Here is a 14,945-nt window from a genome sequence, read left to right as displayed (position 1 = left end):
ACGACGTTCACAGCAGGGAGGACGAGATGCTTGTTCTGAGTCGAAAGCGGATGGAGCAGATTGTGATCGGATCCGACATCCGGATCACCGTGGTGAAGCTGGAAGGGGGGCAGGTCCGGCTTGGGATCGAGGCTCCGACGGATGTGATGGTCTTGCGGGAAGAATTGCTCGACGCGCACCAGGTCGAGAGGGGAAAAGAAGTGGCCGCTCCCATCACTCGGACAGGGCGGCCCAGACGATGATCTTCACCATCTCATGAATCCGGCTGGCTCGGCAGCCAGTTAGAAGGCCACGCCGCTCGGCGCAGCGTCCCCGCTTGCTTCCGCTTCGCTTGTTGCTCCGCCGAAGAACCGACGTGCCCGATCCCCGACGGCGAACGACTCGAGGCTGAGTCCGATCTTGGAGTACAGATCCGCCTCTTCGCTCTTGGGATACTCAAAGATCAGGGCAACGTCGTACGGATCTTTTTTATAGAGATAAATTTTCACGCTCTTGTCATTCACTGTCATGCTGTGAAATTTGAAGTCGTTCTTCTTCTTGGTTTCGGTTTTGAACTTGGTGATGGTCAGTTCTTCGGGAGGCTTGTAGAACTCGTTCAAGATGGCGAGGACATCGCCGTTGAAGTTTGTGCGGTCGACCGTATCGGCGGGCGAGGGTGCGGCTTTCTTGCCCGGCGTCTTGGCCCGCTTGACTCGCGCCAGCACATGCATGCTCTGTTTCTTGGGCTCATCAAAGCTGGCTTCTTGATCGAATTTGCCCGGTTCGGTCTCGACCAACATCCACGCCTTGGTCTGCGCGAGATTCTTGGGAGGGCGCAGGTAAATCGAGAGTTCTTCCCACTTGCCTTTGGTCAACGCGGGCATGAGAAGCTTGTTGAGGCGATCCTGATACTTGATGTTTTCGAGAGTCTCGTCGAGCCGGAGTTCGTAGCTCTTGCTCCCGCAGCCTCCGATCATCAAGAGTGCCATCGTTGCCAACATCGCCAGCACCCGTCGCATGGATCACCTCTTACGGCCGCGTGAAATCGCGCAAGCTTCAGCTCGCTCAACGAACTTCCACTTTCACCCGGACGTGAAGGCTTGTCAAGCGTTCCGATTCGGTGTGGGATGGAACCCCGAGGGAGCGGCGCTGAGCGACGGCTCCCGAGCGGGTGAGTTCGTCGTTCGAGTCGCGATGGAGGTCGTCGATTGGTTCAGATCATCGCCTTGGTGAAGCCCTTCCGTGCACAGGCTGTCTTGGCTGCGCTGGAATCGATTGAAATTTTGGGCGGAACAGTCCGCGAGGCCATGGGCTATGGACGCCAGAAGAACCGGCTCCATCGCTATCTCGGGAGTGAATACAACGCGTCGTTCCTGCCCAAGGTTGAGATCACCCTCTTCGTGCATGACGAAGTGGTGGCCACCGCGGTCAAGTTGATTGTCTCGCAAGCTCGAACCGGCCGGATGGGCGACGGAAAGATCATGATCCTCCCTTGTCTCGGCAACGCTCCGATGTTTTGAGCGGCAGGAGGATCAGTGCGGGGTCCTGATCCAGAGGACACGGCGAACCCGATCGTCCTCCGACTCCCCTTCGATGTCGAACGAAAACCGATACGATTCGGCGTCGGACGCCTCGGCCCGGAGCCGGGCGTAATCACCACAGACCTCGAACCAGCGGAGTTGGGGCGTTCCATCCACCCAGGCGACCACGAGCTTGCCGTCGAGCGTGGCGGGGTCTTCTTCCGAGCTCGCGAAGACGACGCTGGCGCCGTCGGCAACGATCGGACACATCGCATCGCCTTTGTTGATCATCTGGCGCCCATCTTCCTCGGCCTCAAGCCATCCGGCTTGCGCCTTGAGGAATTTGGTACCCGACGCCCTCGTCACGGGTTCGAAGCCCGAATCCGTGGACTCGAGCAAGACAAGGTCATCTTCCTCGTCACAATCGTCATCCAACTCGTCCTGGCCTCGGCTCGTGCCCGACCGCTTGCTCCGCTCCCCTTGTTCGAGGATCTGAAGTGCCGTTCTCAGCAAGGAACCGACCGACCGTTCGGAATGCGGTAGCGAGTCAAAGTCTTCGATCGGCTTCGGTCGAAACTTCGGACCTTTGCCATGGAGCAACCACATCGGCTCGACCGCGGTCAACTCAATGATTCTCAGCACGACCTCGGCCGGGACAGTCACCCCCGCCTCGTAGTTGTACCAGGTACGCACGGGAATGCCCAACCGGCGCGCCAATTCTGGCCCGCCCCGGTCTCCAAACAACTCGGCACGAAGGCGACCGAGCCGCTCTGCCAGCGAGTACTTGGTCTTGACCAAATCGGGCAACGTCTTGCGACGGGCCATGATATCAACCTTTTCGTGTCAGGCCTCACCAGGGTCGATTCCCGCCGACGTCGCCGGGACCTCACTCCATGAACGCGCTACTGACAGCCTTATATGGCGATCTGGATCCAAAATCAATTGCATTCCCCCTCAAGTTGCGAACAGGCAACGCGAACCGTGTCGAGCATTGAACTCGAGAACGGGGAATGTCCGCAGGTTTCGAGGGACGATCTGGGTCAGGCGAAGAGGTCGCACTGAAGCCAGCGACCCCGCTAGCAGGGGCCGCGAGACGGAGAGGTCGTGACAAGACCGATGCCAACGGGATTCGTCACGACGGAACGTGGGTGCGAGAATCAATCTTCATCAAACTTGATATCGAGCAGAAAATCGGCAATGGCATCGTCGCCCAAAAGGTTATCCGGTTCGGCGGGAGTCTTAGCCGCGGGCTGCTTCTCTGACTTCTGTTTCGGTTCGGTTTTCGGCTCGGCAGCAACCGCGCCCTGCGCGGCGACCTCGTCGACGGTCGGAATCGTCTCGGGGGAGGGGGCGTCGACGTCCACGTCGAAATCAATTTCGAACTCGTCATCTTCTGAGGTTGGGATCGCCTCGACAACCGCGGTATCACCCGGTTTCACCGTCGGTGAAGAAGGGGCATTCGCGGGAGCCTCGCCGACCTTGGCAACCTTAAAGAGAAGCTGGCCGATCGTCAATTCATCGCCCGGTTCCAAAACTTGCTGTTCTTGAATCCTCTTGCCATTGACGAACGTGCCATTGGAACTGCCCAAGTCTTTGACAAGTAACAGGCCCTTCTTCTCAAACAGCTCGCAGTGCTTGCGGCTCACCTGCGATGATTTGATGCGGAGCTGACAATCATCTTGCCGACCGACTGTGGTCACGCCGTCCGTCAGCTTGATCGTCGTTGAGGCACCGCGGCCACGGACGATTAACAGTTGGAAATCCATGTTCGAGAATCCTAACGGAATCCGCCTGGAGGGCGTCTAAGAACCGCGTGGTGAATGGTAAATCAAAGCTATCCCTTGGTAAGCTGTCACGCAAATGAATTTCAACCCAAGTCCCGGTTCTGATTCGGATCCAAGAAAATCGGGGGGAGCCGTATTGAAATCTCGTCTCGTCCGGATATACTAGGCCTCGCCGGTCGGGTGAAGCCGAAACGAACCGGTAACGACAGTCGAAGCGACCCAAAGAATCGTTTCAGCTGGGATTGCAAGCGAGCCTAAACCTGAACCCACCAAACCAGATGGGACCAGGAAAGCTCACCAAAAAGTCGAGACGATCTTTTAAAATCGGTTCCACTTGAGGTTGTAATCCTGACTCGCCAGACTATACTAAAGCTCACTAATCAGGTGAGCCAAGTTAGAATGGAACGAGAGTCGAAACGATCCTAAAAATCGCTTCAACTGAGGTTGCAATCCTGACTCGCCAGACTATACTAAGTCTCGTCAGTCAGGCAAGTTCAGTCGGGCCGACTGAGAGTCGAAACGATCCTTAAAAATCGCTTCAACTGAGGTTGCAATCCTGACTCGCCAGCCTATACTAAGTCTCACCGAGCCGGTGGGAACAGTCAAGCGGATCTGAAAATCGCCGAGATTTTTAGACTTGGTTCGACTGAGAACGAAGCGGGAGTAGCTCAGGGGTAGAGCGCCACGTTGCCAACGTGGTTGTCGTGGGTTCAAATCCCATCTCCCGCTCTTTCACGATTGCCATCGAGAGGCTGGCGGCTTACGCTCGGAACGCGTCGGGTGCGTGATGGCGGACAAAGTCATCCCAGCCTGGCGAATTCCGAGGAAGGCCTGTTTGATGAGCACTGGCGAGCACGAGCACGACCACGGATCGCCCGCAACGACCGCCGCAGAGGTAGATGCGGTCAAGCGGAAGCTCGATCTCGACGTCCAGATCGCTGATGTCGGACCTTGCAAGAAGCACCTGAAGGTCGTCGTCGCACGTCCCGAGATCGATCGACAATTCAATGAGTCGATTGGGACCATGGCCCGCGAAGCGGCCGTCCCCGGTTTTCGTCCTGGGCGCGCTCCCAAGCAGCTCGTTCAAAAGCGATTCCGGAAGCAAGTCGCAGAGCAGGTCAAATCCACTCTTCTGATGGCCTGTCTCGAGCAGATCGACGAAGATTACAAACTCAATCCGATCACACAACCCGAGCTCGACGTCGAGGCGATTGAACTCCCCGACGACGGGCCGATGATGTTTGAGATGGACCTTGAGGTTCGTCCTGACTTTGCTCTACCCGCCTACAAGGCCCTCACGGTCAAGCGTCCGGTCAAGACCATTGACGACGCCGATGTTGATGCGCAGCTCAAGCTCTTCCTCGAGCGACATGCGCAGATGGTGCCGAAGACCGAGGGTGGGGCAGAGATCGGCGACTTCGTCACGGCGGACCTTCGCTTCCATCGCGATGGGGTCACCCTGAACGAAGCCAAGGAAATCCAGTTCCGCCTCCAGCCCGAGCTCCGCTTCCAGGATGGCTCGGTGCCCAACGTTGGCGAGATCCTGCTCGGCGTCAAGCCGGGAGAATCGCGGGACGCCGAGGCGAAGATCGGTTCCGGCTCGACCGACCCCAATCTTCGCGGCCAGACCATTCAAGTGACCTTTCAGGTCCACGACCTCAAGCAACTCCGACTCCCTGAAGTAAACGACGCCTTCCTGTCGGGACTTGGTTTCGACACGGAAGTTGAGTTGCGTGATGCGTTGCGTGAAATTCTGGAACGCCGCCTCAACTTGCAACAGCGTCAGTGGATCCGGCGAGAGATTCTCGAGCAGTTGATCAAGGAAACACCCTTTGATCTTCCCGCGGACCTCGTCGGTCGCCAAGAGAAGGCCACTCTTCGCCGCCTGATACTCGACATGCGGCAGGAAGGTCTCAACGAGACCGAGATCCGGGCCCGCGAGGCCGAGATCCGGGCCAATGCCCACGAGTCCACTCTTCGCGGCCTGCAAGAGTTCTTTATTCTCGCCAAGATTGCCGAGACCGAAGACATCAAGGTCGAAGACGAAGACTTCGAGTTGGAAATCGAGGCGATTGCCGCACGAACTGATGAGAGTCCTCGTCGGGTTCGGGCGAAAATCGAGAAGGACGGCCTCGGCGACGCGCTTGCTTCGCAAATCCTCGAGAGGAAAGCGCTCGACCGAATCCTCGAGTTCGTCACTTACGAAGAAGTTCCTCACGTCGAGCAAAAGGCTGTGGAGACGCTCGATCAAAGTGCGTCTTCACTCGTCGCTTCGGAAGACGAGGCGGATGCCTCGACGGCCGAAGACGGGAGCACTGCCGGCTCGAAGGATAAGAGCTAACGGTTCGGATCGACCCGGCCGTCCTGCTCCACTCTTGACTCGACTCGGATGATTGTCAGGCTCGCCCGACATCGTTCGCGGCGGTTCGAGCCCTTGATCCTGAAGGACTGCTTCCCATGTACGCCGAACACACGCTCGCGCAGCCGACGATTCAACGCTACCGCGACTATGCGCGACAGCGGCAGATGACCCTGGGCGACCTGTTGCTCGAGAACCGGATCATCTTTCTCGAGGGCGTCATCAATGACGCCGTCGCGAACTCCGCGGTGATGAAGTTCTTGTTCCTTCAGTTCGAGAACCGGACGCAAGGGATCAGCTTCTACATCAATAGTCCCGGTGGCAGCGTGAGCAGCACGCTGGCCATCTACGACACGATGCAGTTCATTGACTGCCCGGTCGCGACCTACTGCATCGGCATGGCAGCCTCGGGAGCTGCCGTTCTCCTGGCCGGAGGGGCCAAAGGCAGACGCTATGCCTTGCCCCACTCCAAAGTCATGATCCACCAGCCTTACGGCCAGGTGGGGGGACAGATCTCCGACATCGAGATCCAGGCCCAGGAGATCGTGAACAGTAAGAAGGATATCAACGAGATTCTTGCCAAGCATACGGGTCAGACCTACGAAACGGTCGCGAAGGACACCGAACGCGACCGTTATCTGACCGCGTTGCAGGCCAAGGAATACGGGATGGTGGACGAAGTTGTGGGCCACATTCCCAGTGGCGAGTTGAAGGCGCAAACGCCCCCAGCCGCTAACTCGTGATTACCCCCTGGAAAGAGATTATCACATGCCACTGATTCCGATCGTGATCGAGCGAAGCGGTCGCGAAGAACGGGCGATGGATATTTACTCCCGCCTGCTTCAAGATCGCATCATCATCCTCGGTTCGGCAATTGACGATAATGTGTCGAACCTGATCGTTGCGCAGATGCTGGTCTTGGCTCACCAGGATGCCAAGGCTGACATCCACCTCTATATCAACAGCCCCGGCGGTAGCGTCACCGCCGGCATGGCGATCTACGACACCATGCAGTGGGTGTCGTGCGACGTGGCCACCTACTGCATCGGCCAGTGTGCGAGCATGGGCTCGCTCCTCCTGGCGGCAGGAGCCAAAGGCAAACGCAACGCGTTGCCGCACGGGCGGATCATGATCCACCAGCCCCTCGCGGGCATGGAAGGAACAGCCACCGACATCCTGATCCACGCCGAAGAATTCCTCAGGATGAAGAAGCAGCTCAACCAGATCTACCAGAAGCATACTGGTCAGACTCTGGAAAAGCTCCAGGAAGATACGGATCGGGACCGATTCATGTCCCCCGAAGAGTCTCGCGACTACGGCCTGATTGACAACGTCGTTGATCGCGAGCCTGCCATCCCTCTGAATCCAAACCCGATCCCCTGAAGTTGATTCGTCTCCAGTCCAGGGACGCCTCCTCGAGGCGTCCCTTTTTTTTTTGCCTCGCACAGGCGAACCAGACTCCCGAACCAGGTTCCGACCTCACTGACTCGAGGTCATCCACCCGGAAGTCGTTCGATCAGGCCCCGCAGAGCGGCAAGCGCTCGCGGTTGAGCAAGCAGCCAACCACCCATCGCCAAAAGTAAGGTCAGAGCCGATCCCATCAAAAGGAGTCCACCGACGTTCGAGGCGAGCGGCGACGTCGTTCGTAACCGATCCTCGAGCCGACTCTCGAGTGCATGGATAATCCGCTCAGGCTCCTGACCATATGCTTCGATCGTCGCGGTCATCCAGCGCGACGACGCATCGACTCGAATCCCCCTTCCCTGGGTCGTATCCTCGAAGCCGTGGATCGTCCGTACAAACTGGCCTGAATCCCGCGTGAGGATCTCCTCGAGCACCCGATCTAAAGTCGCGGCGTCGACGTGATAGATCACCAAGCGTCGCCACGCTCGCCTGGAAACGAGCAGCGCCGCCAGGGTCATTCCCGACGCGAGCGACAACCAGTCGAGCGAATTCGGCCTGACGAAAAGCATTTTTGCGAGGGTTTGACCGATCGGGCCGAAAAGGACCAGACCGCCCACGCCGAATATCAGGAAAGCAAAGTCCGCGGGTCCCGACACGACCCGGGGGAACCGACCTCCATGCCACCGGGCTAAAACGAGCAGATAGAGCGCCAGGAGGCCCACGGAAAAGGCGTGATGCCAGTGGGAAATCATGGCGCTCCTCGTCTGCCGCGGTCGTATTTCCAATCGAGGCGAGTCAGGACGGATCCGTCCCACCGGCCTCGTTCAACAATTCCTCGAGAATGGGCTCATTGGCACCGGGGAACGTCAGCGCGGGTAAATCTCGCGCTTCAACCCAGCGAAATCCGGTCTCGGGCCGAGGATCGGCGGCGGGATCGGCCGTCGTGCAATCGAAGAAGAAGAGTTCAACCCAGGCATGAGGGTAACGGTGGACGAACCGCCGTCGGAGCCGGCCCGCGATGGTCGCGAGGCCGGTCTCTTCGCGGCACTCACGAACTGTCGCTTGTTCGGGAGTCTCGCCAGGTTCGCACTTGCCTCCGGGAAATTCCCAGACGCCCGCCATCGCCGCGCCCGGCGGGCGTTGACGGATCAAAAATCGCCCGTCGCGACACATCAGTCCAATTCCCACGGCGATGGGTTTGTCTGGTTCTTGGGGGATCATGGGGTTGTAGTGCACTCAGATCGAAGCGCCTGCTTTGGCAGCCTCGATGGCTCGTCCCGGAGATCCCATCACATTATATCCACAATCGACGTGGAGAATCTCACCGGTAATCCCGCTGGAGAGGTCGGAGAGAAGGAACATGCCCGAATTTCCAACCTCTTCACGAGTGATGTTTCGCCCGAGGGGCGAGACCGCCTCGTAAAGGCCGGCGAGCTTGTCGGCATCCCCCACCGCCGAGGCGGCAAGCGTCTTGACCGGTCCCGCGGAAAGACCGTTCACGCGAATCTTCTTCGGCCCCAGGTCGTAAGCGAGGTAGCGCACCGATGCGTCCAGCGCGGCCTTGCAGACCCCCATGAGGTTATACCCGGAGACCACCCGCTCTCCACCGTAATACGTCATGGTCGCAATCGACCCGCCGTTGGGCATCGACTCGGCCGCATGCCGGGCCACGATCGCCAGCGAATAAACGCTGATTTCCATGGCCGTCTTGAAGCCTTCGCGACTCGCATTCACGTAGTTACATTTAATGTCATCAATCGGCGCGAACGCGATGGAATGGAGCACGAAATCGAGTGCCCCATAAGTCTGCCGCGCTTCTTCGAAGACTCGGGCGACATCTTCATCCTTCTGAACATCGCACGGGGTGATGAGCTTGGCACCGATCGGGTCCGCAAGTTTGCGAACGCGCCGCTCCATCTTGTCCCCGGGCAGATGGGTGAAGCCAATCTCCGCCCCTTCCGCCAGCATCTTCTGACTGATCGCCCAGGCGATGCTGAAGTCATTGGCGACTCCCAGCACAAGTCCCTTTTTTCCGGAGAACAAGCCCATCAGCGGGACCCCTTCGCGTGGAATGCGCGTTGATACAAACGTTCTGAACTGAACCGGAGCGATCGCACGTCGTGCGTTGCCCAGGATACACGGAGAATTTCGACCACTCAACCGGACTTTCCGCCAGAGAAACGGGTTGAGCCCTCACAATTAAGGCTTCACCTCGGAGGTCGGCGTCTCGTGGACAGGCAGAATGAGGTGATTCATCTCATCAAGCATCGCCGAACGAACCTTCCCGAGCGCCTGCTGAGTCGCGGCCCCGATACTCAGGCTCCGTTTCTTCATTTCGTCCGAAACCATTCCCAACCCGATCGAATCCGCCAACTTGAAGACCCCTTTGACTTGGGGATCGTCGGCCAGCGGTGCTCCCGCATTCGCCGCGAGTTCGTCGGGCCGAACCGCTGCGCTTCGCGAGCCGGCGGGAACCCAGCGATCGGCCCTTCGTACCCAGAGGGTCGAGTTGACCCGAACCATGGTGAAGTCGGGACTGATCTCCAATTCAGTCACAAGAGCGCCGATGCGACCACGGGCCGCGATTTTGCCGAGTGACTCGACCAGCGGATCGGTCGCGCGATCCTCAAGCAGCTTCGTCAGATCAGAAAGCGCGGAGAGTGCTCCACCCATCTGAAGCGGCTGCCCGGGTTCAGGTTCAGGCAAGAGAATCGACCCGGTCCTGACAAACTTCAAGCCCGGGTCCGTCGACACCTCGGTGGCCGCTCGGCGTGTGGTCCATTGCGCCTCGGTCTCGACGGGAAGAGGGAGGAGGCGATCCACCGAGACGGGAGTGAGTCCCTCCTCGGCCGCGAATCCTCGTCCTTCCAGCGACTCCGCCAGGCGGTCCAGCGGCATCGACTCCGCGCGAGGAAAGCCCGATAGCCAACCTTGCCTGAGCATCTTCGCCGAACTCTTGGGACGACGTACAACCGACCGGACTTCGCCACGGTTCAACTTCACGGACATGAGCGTTGATTCGGAGTTCGTCTCCGGATCACCCAAGGCTGCGATTTCTCGGTTGATCCAGGCCAGGATCGCATCATCGGCATTGGCGAACGGAGTCCGAGTTCGTCGCCAAGCCACAAGCCGATCGAGCCGTTGCGTGCGAGCTCGACGGAGTGACGGTGCTTCGACACTCTTCCACCGTGCGTACCAGTCCGGGATTTCCGCCTCGGCCCAAGCCCGTTTCACAAGAACCACGAGCGTCCCGCGAGGAGCCGGCTCAACCACTTGGCCGAGCAGGACCTTACCATCCCGAAGTGTGATTTCATCGGCTGCCGTCCCCGGAGTCGGGGGAGGATCTCCCCCAATCATCAGGGCCAGGACAACGAAAAAAGAGCCGAGTCCCACGATCACCCTCCGATCCCGGATCGGATACACTCTTCGATACGTGGAGGAACGAAAGACGTCTCCACATCCACCCTATCAGGCGAAAAGCGTTTTGTCGCTCGGGAGGACCCGCCCTTTTTCCACGTCGGTTGCGTTCCCGTGAGCCCCTGAGCACCTGCCACTCCTCGAATCGAGTGCACAGGGCATTCGGGAGGAGTCGAGTCGCCTTGGCTGGCCCGGGCGAAATTTCCAAAGTGGTGATCGCCGATCCGAGGGGGTTGCCCGAAGAATTGAGGGAAATCAGGGATGGCCAGTCGTGCCACTGGTTTCGGTGACGCAATCGCAATACGGACCGGGGCTTTGCTCGCCATGATCTCGCTGGGACCACTCGGTGATCGCGCGTTCCTCGCCCACTTTGCCACGGAGGACGAGGCTTCCTCCTGGACGGCCGCGGTTCGGGGGAAGACATGGAGCGGAATTCTTGACGTCGTCCTCGCCTACCGAACCGCAGCCGTCTTCGCTGATCCTGACCTGGTGGACCTGGACCACCTCGAAGCTGAGCTTCGCCAGGTCGATTCGCCTGGCGGCCCGTTTTCCGAGGACGAGGGCACGCTCATCCGCCTTCCTGTTCTCTACGATGGCGAAGACCTACCGGAGATCGCCCGCCGGCTCGGCTTAACAGAATCAGAGGTTGTCTCGCTCCATTCCGGAACCGACTATCGAGTCTACGCGATTGGGTTTCTTCCCGGGTTCCCCTACGCGGGCTACTTACCCGAGGGACTGAGCGGTCTGCCGCGCCGCGAAGTCCCGAGGCAGCAAGTCCCCGCCGGCTCCGTCGCGATCGTGGGTCGGCAAACCGGCGTCTATCCCAATCCGTCGCCCGGTGGCTGGCACCTGATCGGCCGCACTCCGCTCCGAATCGTGGATGTCGAACGCGCCCGCTTCCCGATCCGGGCCGGAGACCGAATTCGCTTCGAGCCGATGAGTGCCCAGGATTTCGCAGCAAGGCAGGGGGAATTCCTGTGAATCAAGCATCAACGCGCTCGATCGACCTGAATGCCGACCTGGGTGAGGGGTTTCCCAACGATCGAGAGATCCTCGAGCTAGTGACGTCCGCCAGTCTGAGCTGCGGTGCACACGCCGGCGATCGGGCAGTGATCCTCGCGACGCTTCGCGAGGTGGCCCGACGCCACGTCATCCTCGGCGCTCATCCGGGCTTTGCGGATCGGGACCATTTTGGCCGACAAGAACGGACGATCTCCGCGGAGGCCGTGGAACAACTGGTGCTCGCCCAGGTCGACGCCTTGGCGTTGATGGCCGCCGAGGTTGGCCTCGTCCTTCGTTACGTGAAGCCCCACGGAGCGCTCTACAATCAGGCTCAGCACCAGGCTGAAGTCGCCGATGGAGTTCTCTCCGCCATGGTTCGCCTTCAGCTTCCCTTGCTTGGTCAACCTGGATCGATCCTGCAAGCTCGAGCGCGAGACCAGGGTGTGATTTTCGTGACCGAAGGATTTCCAGACCGTCGTTATCACGACGACGGCCGTCTCGTCCCGCGCTCGGAACCGAACGCAATCCTCACCGAACCCCGGGAGATCGAGTTACAGGTTCTCCGCCTGATCGACGAAGGAGTCGCAAGCCTCTGCATTCATGGAGATGATCCGCGAGCGGTGGAGAATGCCGGCACGATCCGCACTCTGCTCGCGCGGCACGCGATCGTCATGAAAGGTTTCGTCTGAGATGGGACTTCTGATCCTCAGTCCAGGTCATTTCACGACGATCCAGGATCGGGGACGGTCCGGTTTCCGTGAGTGGGGCGTTCCCTGCGCCGGCGCGTTTGACCGCGACGCGTTCGAGATCGCCAATGGCCTCCTCGGTAACTCGCCAGACTCCGCAACGCTCGAGATGACGCTGTTCGGTGGGAGCTACGAGGCCCAAATCCCGCTCGCGATTGCCCTGGCCGGTGCGCCCATGGAAACGAGTCTGATCGATCGTGACGGCGCAGAGCGTCCTCTTACACTTCCCCTCTCTTGTTCGATGAAGCCGGGAGAGCGACTTCGGATCGGCGGGGCCTCCCTCGGCGCTCGTACGTACCTGGCCGTGCGAGGGGGCTGGCAAACGAACGTCCGACTCGGGAGCCGCGCGGAAGAAACCCGACTCCACTCGGGGGTAACGCTCGCGGCCCAACCAGGTGCCACGCTCAATCGCCATCCACGCTTTCTTCCTTGGTGCGAGCCCGCCAAGTACCCGATTCGCGTCGTCGACGGACCCGATGCCAATCGCGTCGGCAGTCTCGAGGAGTGGCTAGGGACGAGTTTCCGGGTCACGGGACAGTGCGATCGCATGGGTCTTCGCATCGCCGGGACACCGCTTCACGTACGGACCGCGGCCGAGCCGCTCTCAATCCCGGTGGCGCCCGGTTCGATTCAGGTCGCCGGCGGACAGATGCTTATCCTGGGAGTCAATTGTGGCACGATGGGTGGCTACCCTGTGGTGGCTCACATCATCTCCGCGGACCTGGCTCGGATCGGTCAACTTCGAGAGGGTGATCGCCTCGTCTTCCAGCGCGTCGACCTCGTCACCGCGCGTGCGCTTGATCGCGAATATCGGCGAAAAATGAGGGAAATCGTCCAGCGCCTGGCCGCGCTCGCCGCCGATCCCGAAGGCGACCGAACCTCGCTTTGAGCTTGCCCGAATTCGGGAGATCAGGTACACCGACGCGACGTCCCTTTCCATGGCCTCCAAGGAACAATCGGTTCCACGGATCCATCATCTCTCTCGCGGCCGAAGCAGGGGTCGTCCGATGTCCGACGGCAGCCAACAGAGGCGGACCATCGTGGGTCTAGCCTGGATCGCCATTGCCACGGTGCTGACCGCACCAGGGTGCGCGCAGATCCCGGTGCCTCGCTCCAATTCGAATCAGGTCCACGTCCCGAAGCCGGATCCCGTTCCTTTGCCGATGGTCGCAATGAAAACGGCCGCTGAGGCAACAGATCCGACCGATGAAAGCGGAGCGCTTCCTCCGCTCCCTCTCACCCCTCAACTCATCCCAATCAATGACCCCGATCCGGCAGACGCGCCAACCCCTTTGCTAGACGAAGCACTCGCCAAGGCTAATGCCGAAGCTGAAGCTGAAACTGAGCAGACGGGCTTGAACGCGTTGAGCTTGAATGGGGGAGCCGACTCGGGAGAGTCCAGCAAGGTCGAACCGGACTCGGCAACTCGGTTCACTCAAGTCGACACTCTGCCGCCGACTCCCGAGCCGCGGGCAGAACCAAAACCTGATCCCAAACTGGTCGCCCTCCGCGCCCTGAGCGAATCAAATTCGGTCATCAAAGCGACCCATGTGCCGATCGATCCCGAGAAGACGGTCAAACCAGTCGACCCTCGTGAACTCTGGGGCGAGGGGATTACCCGGTTGCGGAAGATCGCAAGCGAGCAGGCGAGGGCTTCTGGCTCCAGTGCCTGGTCCCAGCGATCCCGTCTCCTGGATGCGATCGCGGCAGATGACCTCAAGGTTGATGGGAAATCGGAACAGGTTCGGCCCTGGCGAATGGCTCTGGCCGCGCTTGGAATTCCCCACGAGTCCGCATCCACAGCCACGGACGCGGACGAACTGCCTCGAGGCGCCGAGATTCGCGCGGCGGTCGTTGCACTCGAGGGCGAAGCACCGCTCGAGGTCAGTGAACTGAGGCTCTGCCGGAAGGTCAACGGGTTCGGAAATTTTGATCCTTTGGACACCGCGGCGTGCAAAGCGGGCCAACCGCTGATCGTCTACTGCGAGATGTCGGGATTACAATATTCCGCGGCGGGCGAGCAGTTCCACTCCCGGCTCTCGTCACATGTCGAGCTTGTCCCAACCGGCGGTGGTGACCCTGTCTGGGCGCAGTCGCTCGGCTCGGCCGAAGATGTCTGCCGACGACGACGACGCGATTACTACGTGAACTACCGGATCGTCCTGGCCGACACAATTCCGCCAGGCGTCTATGAACTCCGGATTGTTCAGAAGGACGAGATCGCCGGGCGCTCCACATCTGCCTCCATCCCCTTGACCATTCAACGCTGAACTCTGAGACTGGATCAAAGAGACTGGAAGACGCAATCCCCAGCCACCGGGTGCCACACCGAAGGTCATCCAAGTCCCCACTTCGATCGTCGCCCGGTCACCTGGCTGAACTCGCTGACTTCTCGTCCGATCGATCGTCGCATTCTCGCATCCAAAGGTTTATCCGAACCAGGCCGCTCAGTGCCTTGCTAAACCTGAACACGCGTGGGACACTGAACGCATCCAATCGTGATGTTTCAAGTTGAGGTGGGGATCGGACCATGTTGAGAATCCTCTCGAGCCTCAGTTTCGTTTGCTTGACGCTCGCGACAGTGGCGCTGTCGGAAGAGACGTCCAAGCGGCCCGCCTCGCCAAGTAAAGACGAAGCGAGTGGCGGGGAGTTGACGAACCGGCCCCCGCTTACTGCGCCTCAAATCATTCGAATTGCGCAGAAAACACGAACGAAGAAGAGACTAGAAAAGGCG

16 protein-coding genes and 1 tRNA gene are annotated in these 14,945 nt (G+C 59.8%); 10 read left to right on the top strand and 7 right to left on the bottom strand.

The features are described 5' to 3' along the window. The first annotated feature begins 26 nt into the window (after nucleotides 1-26). The gene (locus V5E97_RS33200) at nucleotides 27-242 is read left to right on the top strand and encodes a carbon storage regulator (RefSeq protein ID WP_406695827.1); all 216 of its coding nucleotides are present in this window, start codon (nucleotides 27-29) and stop codon (nucleotides 240-242) included. A gap of 39 nt (nucleotides 243-281) precedes the next feature. Here V5E97_RS33200 and V5E97_RS33195 read toward each other — a convergent pair whose 3' ends face one another. Further along, nucleotides 282-998: a hypothetical protein gene (locus V5E97_RS33195; RefSeq protein ID WP_406695826.1), complete on the bottom strand. Its 717-nt coding sequence runs from the start codon at nucleotides 996-998 to the stop codon at nucleotides 282-284. Between the two features lie 189 nt (nucleotides 999-1,187). Between V5E97_RS33195 and V5E97_RS33190 the strand changes: the two genes are divergently transcribed. Continuing rightward, nucleotides 1,188-1,499 (top strand): P-II family nitrogen regulator, encoded by a 312-nt coding sequence (locus V5E97_RS33190; protein ID WP_406695825.1) that lies wholly within the window; start codon nucleotides 1,188-1,190, stop codon nucleotides 1,497-1,499. Between the two features lie 12 nt (nucleotides 1,500-1,511). Here the strand turns inward: V5E97_RS33190 and V5E97_RS33185 are convergent, their stop codons facing one another. Together V5E97_RS33185 and V5E97_RS33180 are read right to left on the bottom strand one after the other, a co-directional pair. Next, nucleotides 1,512-2,324: an XRE family transcriptional regulator gene (locus V5E97_RS33185; protein WP_406695824.1), complete on the bottom strand. Its 813-nt coding sequence runs from the start codon at nucleotides 2,322-2,324 to the stop codon at nucleotides 1,512-1,514. A 332-nt stretch (nucleotides 2,325-2,656) separates the two neighbouring features. Beyond that, nucleotides 2,657-3,265: an FHA domain-containing protein gene (locus tag V5E97_RS33180; protein WP_406695823.1), complete on the bottom strand. Its 609-nt coding sequence runs from the start codon at nucleotides 3,263-3,265 to the stop codon at nucleotides 2,657-2,659. A gap of 675 nt (nucleotides 3,266-3,940) precedes the next feature. Between V5E97_RS33180 and V5E97_RS33175 the strand changes: the two genes are divergently transcribed. The 4 genes from V5E97_RS33175 to V5E97_RS33160 all read left to right on the top strand — a co-directional run bounded on the left by V5E97_RS33175 (nucleotide 3,941) and on the right by V5E97_RS33160 (nucleotide 7,025). After that, nucleotides 3,941-4,012, top strand: a tRNA-Gly gene (locus V5E97_RS33175). 109 nt (nucleotides 4,013-4,121) lie between these two features. Next, nucleotides 4,122-5,624 carry a trigger factor gene (gene tig / locus V5E97_RS33170; protein ID WP_406695822.1) on the top strand — a complete coding sequence of 501 codons (1,503 nt, stop codon included), beginning with the start codon at nucleotides 4,122-4,124 and terminating at the stop codon, nucleotides 5,622-5,624. Nucleotides 5,625-5,740: 116 nt separating this feature from the next. Beyond that, a complete protein-coding gene (locus V5E97_RS33165) occupies nucleotides 5,741-6,385 on the top strand; it encodes a ClpP family protease (protein ID WP_074314087.1) in 645 nt (214 codons plus the stop codon). Nucleotides 6,386-6,410: 25 nt separating this feature from the next. Further along, nucleotides 6,411-7,025, top strand: coding sequence for an ATP-dependent Clp protease proteolytic subunit (locus V5E97_RS33160; protein WP_406695821.1), 615 nt, complete (start codon nucleotides 6,411-6,413; stop codon nucleotides 7,023-7,025). Nucleotides 7,026-7,135: 110 nt separating this feature from the next. Here the strand turns inward: V5E97_RS33160 and V5E97_RS33155 are convergent, their stop codons facing one another. From V5E97_RS33155 to V5E97_RS33140, 4 genes are all read right to left on the bottom strand, one after another. Beyond that, nucleotides 7,136-7,798: a hypothetical protein gene (locus tag V5E97_RS33155; RefSeq protein WP_406695820.1), complete on the bottom strand. Its 663-nt coding sequence runs from the start codon at nucleotides 7,796-7,798 to the stop codon at nucleotides 7,136-7,138. A gap of 43 nt (nucleotides 7,799-7,841) precedes the next feature. Then, nucleotides 7,842-8,219, bottom strand: a complete 378-nt coding sequence (locus V5E97_RS33150; protein ID WP_406695819.1) for a (deoxy)nucleoside triphosphate pyrophosphohydrolase — start codon at nucleotides 8,217-8,219, stop codon at nucleotides 7,842-7,844. Nucleotides 8,220-8,282: 63 nt separating this feature from the next. After that, nucleotides 8,283-9,095 carry an enoyl-ACP reductase FabI gene (locus V5E97_RS33145; RefSeq protein ID WP_406695818.1) on the bottom strand — a complete coding sequence of 271 codons (813 nt, stop codon included), beginning with the start codon at nucleotides 9,093-9,095 and terminating at the stop codon, nucleotides 8,283-8,285. A 150-nt stretch (nucleotides 9,096-9,245) separates the two neighbouring features. Then, on the bottom strand, nucleotides 9,246-10,439 hold the full coding sequence (locus V5E97_RS33140) for a hypothetical protein (RefSeq protein WP_406695817.1): 1,194 nt from the start codon (nucleotides 10,437-10,439) through the stop codon (nucleotides 9,246-9,248). 285 nt (nucleotides 10,440-10,724) lie between these two features. Between V5E97_RS33140 and V5E97_RS33135 the strand changes: the two genes are divergently transcribed. From V5E97_RS33135 to V5E97_RS33120, 4 genes are all read left to right on the top strand, one after another. Further along, the gene (locus V5E97_RS33135; protein ID WP_406695816.1) at nucleotides 10,725-11,444 is read left to right on the top strand and encodes a 5-oxoprolinase subunit B family protein; all 720 of its coding nucleotides are present in this window, start codon (nucleotides 10,725-10,727) and stop codon (nucleotides 11,442-11,444) included. Then, nucleotides 11,441-12,154: a 5-oxoprolinase subunit PxpA gene (locus tag V5E97_RS33130; protein ID WP_406695815.1), complete on the top strand. Its 714-nt coding sequence runs from the start codon at nucleotides 11,441-11,443 to the stop codon at nucleotides 12,152-12,154. Before V5E97_RS33135 ends, V5E97_RS33130 begins: the two co-directional genes overlap by 4 nt. A gap of 1 nt (nucleotide 12,155) precedes the next feature. Continuing rightward, entirely contained in the window at nucleotides 12,156-13,100 is a 945-nt protein-coding gene (locus V5E97_RS33125) for a 5-oxoprolinase subunit C family protein (protein ID WP_406695814.1), read from the top strand. Between the two features lie 118 nt (nucleotides 13,101-13,218). Then, the gene (locus V5E97_RS33120) at nucleotides 13,219-14,481 is read left to right on the top strand and encodes a hypothetical protein (protein WP_406695813.1); all 1,263 of its coding nucleotides are present in this window, start codon (nucleotides 13,219-13,221) and stop codon (nucleotides 14,479-14,481) included. The last annotated feature ends 464 nt before the right edge of the window (nucleotides 14,482-14,945 follow it).

Source organism: Singulisphaera photorubra, from assembly GCF_045290345.1.
In the GTDB taxonomy this organism is placed as follows: Bacteria; Planctomycetota; Planctomycetia; order Isosphaerales; family Isosphaeraceae; genus Singulisphaera.
This window is presented reverse-complemented; position numbering and strand designations above follow the sequence as displayed.

What these genes read in the sequence shown, in the direction of transcription:
- V5E97_RS33200 (WP_406695827.1), top strand. Translation starts at nt 27, where the DNA reads ATGCTTGTTCTGAGTCGAAAGCGGATGGAGCAGATTGTGATCGGATCC.
- V5E97_RS33195 (WP_406695826.1), bottom strand. Translation starts at nt 998, where the DNA reads ATGCGACGGGTGCTGGCGATGTTGGCAACGATGGCACTCTTGATGATC.
- V5E97_RS33185 (WP_406695824.1), bottom strand. Translation starts at nt 2,324, where the DNA reads ATGGCCCGTCGCAAGACGTTGCCCGATTTGGTCAAGACCAAGTACTCG.
- V5E97_RS33180 (WP_406695823.1), bottom strand. Translation starts at nt 3,265, where the DNA reads ATGGATTTCCAACTGTTAATCGTCCGTGGCCGCGGTGCCTCAACGACG.
- tig (WP_406695822.1), top strand. Translation starts at nt 4,122, where the DNA reads ATGAGCACTGGCGAGCACGAGCACGACCACGGATCGCCCGCAACGACC.
- V5E97_RS33165 (WP_074314087.1), top strand. Translation starts at nt 5,741, where the DNA reads ATGTACGCCGAACACACGCTCGCGCAGCCGACGATTCAACGCTACCGC.
- V5E97_RS33160 (WP_406695821.1), top strand. Translation starts at nt 6,411, where the DNA reads ATGCCACTGATTCCGATCGTGATCGAGCGAAGCGGTCGCGAAGAACGG.
- V5E97_RS33155 (WP_406695820.1), bottom strand. Translation starts at nt 7,798, where the DNA reads ATGATTTCCCACTGGCATCACGCCTTTTCCGTGGGCCTCCTGGCGCTC.
- V5E97_RS33150 (WP_406695819.1), bottom strand. Translation starts at nt 8,219, where the DNA reads ATGTGTCGCGACGGGCGATTTTTGATCCGTCAACGCCCGCCGGGCGCG.
- V5E97_RS33145 (WP_406695818.1), bottom strand. Translation starts at nt 9,095, where the DNA reads ATGGGCTTGTTCTCCGGAAAAAAGGGACTTGTGCTGGGAGTCGCCAAT.
- V5E97_RS33135 (WP_406695816.1), top strand. Translation starts at nt 10,725, where the DNA reads ATGGCCAGTCGTGCCACTGGTTTCGGTGACGCAATCGCAATACGGACC.
- V5E97_RS33125 (WP_406695814.1), top strand. Translation starts at nt 12,156, where the DNA reads ATGGGACTTCTGATCCTCAGTCCAGGTCATTTCACGACGATCCAGGAT.
- V5E97_RS33120 (WP_406695813.1), top strand. Translation starts at nt 13,219, where the DNA reads ATGTCCGACGGCAGCCAACAGAGGCGGACCATCGTGGGTCTAGCCTGG.